The following is a 3940-nucleotide window of genomic DNA, read 5'->3' as shown; positions in this document are numbered from 1 at the left end:
GTTCCTGATTAAAGAACAGAATTGCATAACTAATCAGAGGGAAAACATGCCATATTTAGAAGGAGAAGCATGGTTTCTGGTAGTAATTACTCCTAGTATATCCCTGCAGATAAAGCTTCTTTAAAGGCTTTATCTGCAGGGATATACTAGGAGGAGGCAATGTTATGCGTAATAGTAATGAGCTTTACGTTTGTAACCGTACTCATACGTTTTATTGTAATTCAGGTCATTGATGATCATATAGATATTTTTAACCCTTTTGGATGAATGAAGCTCATTAATCTGCGACAGCAGGTTTCTGTCTGTATACTTATGCTTCACTACATAAAGGTTTACATCCATATGGCGCATCAGTACAAAATATTCTGATACAAAACCAATAGGAGGGGTATCGATAACTACGTAGTCATAGCGTTCTTTTAGCTGGTCAACCAATTCCTGCATTTTCGGAGTTTCCAGCAAATGCAAAGCGTTGTCCGGTAAAAATCCGCAAGGGATAATATCCAGATTGTCTACAGGTGATTTCTGAATCACATCATCCAAAGGTTGCCCTTGCGTCAGATAGGAAGCCAGGCCAACAGTGTCTGATACAGGGAAGTACTTACTGAAGGTAGGCTTACGCATGTCAGACTCTATCAATACCACTCTCTTGCCAGATAAAGCCATTTCTGAGCTTAGGTTAACAGAGCAGAAGGTTTTGCCCTCTCCAGAAATAGATGATGTCACACCTATTACTTTAAAGCTACTGTCGGCCATCAGGTACTGCAGGTTAATGCGTATCGACCGGAATGATTCGGCAATGGCAGAACGCTGGTTGTTCAGCACAGCTAATTTGTCAGCTTTGGTACCATGAGCCACCACACCCAGGAAAGGTATATTGGTGATGCTCGACAGGTCTTCTTTGCCTTGCACCGTCGTGTCTGCGCTATCCAGCAAGATGATAAAGCCTGCAGGAATTGCCAAGCCTATCATTAAGGCCAGCAGGTAAATCATCTTAGGCTTTACATTTACAGGGGTTGTGCCAGCCATAGAAGCATGGTCGACAATCTTTTTGTCTGTAGCATTTGTGGCAAGTGCAATAGCAGCCTCAGCGCGCTTCTCTAAAAGGAAATCATGCTTTTTACTAACAAACTCTGCTTCGCTCTGAAGATCCATAAGCTTGCGCTCGTTTTCTGGCAAAGCCGCCAAACTTGATTCTATCTCGCTTATTCTTTTATTCAGGTTCTCTATAGAGATATCAGAAGACCGGATAAGGTTCTTGATGTTAGCAACAATGGAAGTGCGAGTGCTTTCTATTTCACCTTCAATCTTGCGAAGCATCGGGTTATCTTGAGTTGCATTTACACTATAGCCTGCTTTGCGCTGGTTTAGCTCTGCCAGTTGCAGAAACAAGCTATTAAGTATAGGGCTCTGAATACCTGATACAGTAGGTGAAACAGACTGTGCTATGCCATTGCCGGTTTGTACCTGCTCCAATATATTGTTATAGTAAGAGCGGTCAGTGCTTAGTTTAGCTTTGTCAGCTTCTAACTGCGAAAGCTTCTCATAGCTGATGTTAGACTGTACATTGATGTTAGCAATGCGGTTTGTAGACCGGAATGAGGATAGCTGCTGCTTGCTGCGGCGCAGAGAGTCAGAAATGCCAGCCAACTGACTGTCAATAAACTCAAGCGTTTTCAAACCGTTCTGGTTTTTCTCCTTTAGGTCGTTGGCCACATACTCAGACATCAGCGTGTTCAGAAAAGCCACTTGCTTATCAGGAATAGTGCCTCTGCTGGAAAGCGATAATACACGTGCCTCACGGTCAATAGGGGCTACACCTAGCGCACTCTGTTGCTGGCCAACCTGGCTATCTAAGCTGTTGATTACAAAATAGTATTCCTTGCCATCGCTCAAGTCCTTCGTATTGCTTCTGTCCAGGGTAAAGCTCATGTTTTCGTCTTTGTAGGCCTCGCCATACTTAAGCTTCTTCGTGAACTTTACTTCCGGTAAAGATTCAACAGTGCTGTGACTGCGGAAGTTGTAGCGGGGCACGTGTTCTCCTTCTACACGTATTTCATACGTCTGATCATCAATCGGGCGTACATAAATAGGAATGTCTACCAGCTGGAATGTACTTGTATCCAAATCAACTTCGTAGGGGGCCGTTTCATACTGCTCCTCCACTACAAGGTGTGTAATGTTGTTAAGCCAATGGTCTGTCACCTTGTAGTAAGAAACTGTAAAGTCAAGGTTCCTTAGAGCCTGCTTGATCATTTCTGCAGATTGTAAAAGGCCTATCTCGTCTTCTACTTTAATGCCCCTGCTTTGTACGTCAAGTACTTCTAATAACTCCTGGGCTTTCTTAGAGCCTGTCTGCTGATCGCCTAAGAGTAGTGTTGCATTGAACTCATAAATACGTGGCGAACTTTTAATATACACATAGGCCGCTGCCAGAGCCAGTACAGCACATGCTGCAAATAAATACCACTTCGACCTGAACTTAAAAAACCAACTCTTTAAGTCTATCGAATGCTCATTCTTCTTCTTCATCTTCTACTTAAACAAATTGTATAACAGAGCTCCTGTTGATATAACTCCTAATACGGTGCTTACCACTACTAAATTGTCCCGCTTCAATTGTTTTGTGCGTGGCTCCACATAAATCACATCGTTCGGCATCAAGTAATAGTACTGTGATTGTACGAGGTTTGGATCGCGGAGGTCTAATAATATTACTTCGGATTGGTTACCTTTCTGGCGGATCAGTTTAAGGTTCTGTCTGCTGGCAGCCTGGGTAAGGTCGCCGGCCATACTTAAGCCTTCCAATATATTTGCCCGCTCATTATAGATATAAAAGTGCCCAGGCATCTTTACATCACCTAATACGCTTATCTTAAAGCTCAGTAACTTAGAGATAACCGTGGCGTCAGTTATGTATCTGTTAAGGTTTTTCTGAATTAACTCCTGCGTCTGTGCTGTGGTTAATCCAAGCACTTTCAGCTTTCCTATAATAGGTAGCGTTATAAATCCTTCAGCATCTAAAGTATAGCCGCTTATATACATGCTGCCAGGGTCTGAAACACCGAAAGCATTGTTTGGGTTAACAATGTTGAACATGTTAGACATGTCTGGGTCCACGCTCAGCACTTTTATAGACAACACATCGTTTGGCTGCAGTTGGTAAGCTGTAAAATTGGATTGATATTCTGTAGGAATGTTTTTTTTCAGGTTGTCATTCTGAAGATAGACAAGTTCTTTTTTTGTAACGCAAGAGCTTACGAAAAGCACGAGCAAGAGAAAGTATGCTAAATTTCTCATATCAGGCTGTTAAGGGTCTTAAAAGGTTGGGCAACACATGGTGATGCTTTGAACACTTGTTGGTTTTTTTGAATTGTTATGGAATACTAATTGTCGCGAGAGCAACAGTTCTGCATTGTATACTTGTAGTTGCTTAAAAAGATACCTTTTTATCTAAATATTTAGGAATTTTAATAAATGCATAATCTATGCTCTCATAGCAGGGCATGTACGCAGGATCAGAGCCAGAAGTTTTCGCGCCTCCGACGTGTTACAGCACAACACTGGAGCATAAAAAGCAGGAGGCCACTCCTCATAAAGAAGAGTGGCCTCCTGACTGGCTAAAAATCTGATAGTTGTCTATATTATTCAATCCACTTGGTGCGCCTTTGTTTAGAGGCAGGCTGCTGCGGATTATTATTCTGAACTCTGATACTATCCTTTGGATGGCGAATCAGTTGCTGTGCAAAACCGTTTACGTGCTCTACAATTGCTCCTTTTAATCTCCATCCCTGTGGCAGGAAAGTTGCCACTTCTGATGCCAACCCCTCTAGGTCGTTTGCAATGATAATGTTGTATTCCATAATTCCTTTGGCTAACTATAGAACCAATATACATACATAAAACATAGGTTGTACGGCGCTGCTACGAAAAATTTAAT

The 3940-nt window shown here is 42.2% G+C and carries 3 protein-coding genes; all 3 read right to left on the bottom strand.

Features of this window, described 5'->3' with window-relative positions:
- Positions 1-162 precede the first annotated feature (162 nt).
- Positions 163-2532, bottom strand: a complete 2370-nt coding sequence (locus ACFQ2O_RS20475) for a GumC family protein (RefSeq protein WP_377532488.1) — start codon at positions 2530-2532, stop codon at positions 163-165.
- Between the two features lie 3 nt (positions 2533-2535).
- Positions 2536-3300, bottom strand: a complete 765-nt coding sequence (locus tag ACFQ2O_RS20470) for a polysaccharide biosynthesis/export family protein (RefSeq protein WP_377532485.1) — start codon at positions 3298-3300, stop codon at positions 2536-2538.
- Between the two features lie 344 nt (positions 3301-3644).
- Complete coding sequence (locus ACFQ2O_RS20465; RefSeq protein ID WP_377532483.1) at positions 3645-3863, bottom strand: hypothetical protein; 219 nt, start codon at positions 3861-3863, stop codon at positions 3645-3647.
- Between the last annotated feature and the right edge of the window lie 77 nt (positions 3864-3940).

The organism is Pontibacter rugosus (assembly GCF_042678745.1).
Taxonomy (GTDB): Bacteria; Bacteroidota; Bacteroidia; order Cytophagales; family Hymenobacteraceae; genus Pontibacter; species Pontibacter rugosus.
Note: the sequence above shows the minus strand (reverse complement) of the source record. Positions and strands in the feature narration are given on the sequence as shown.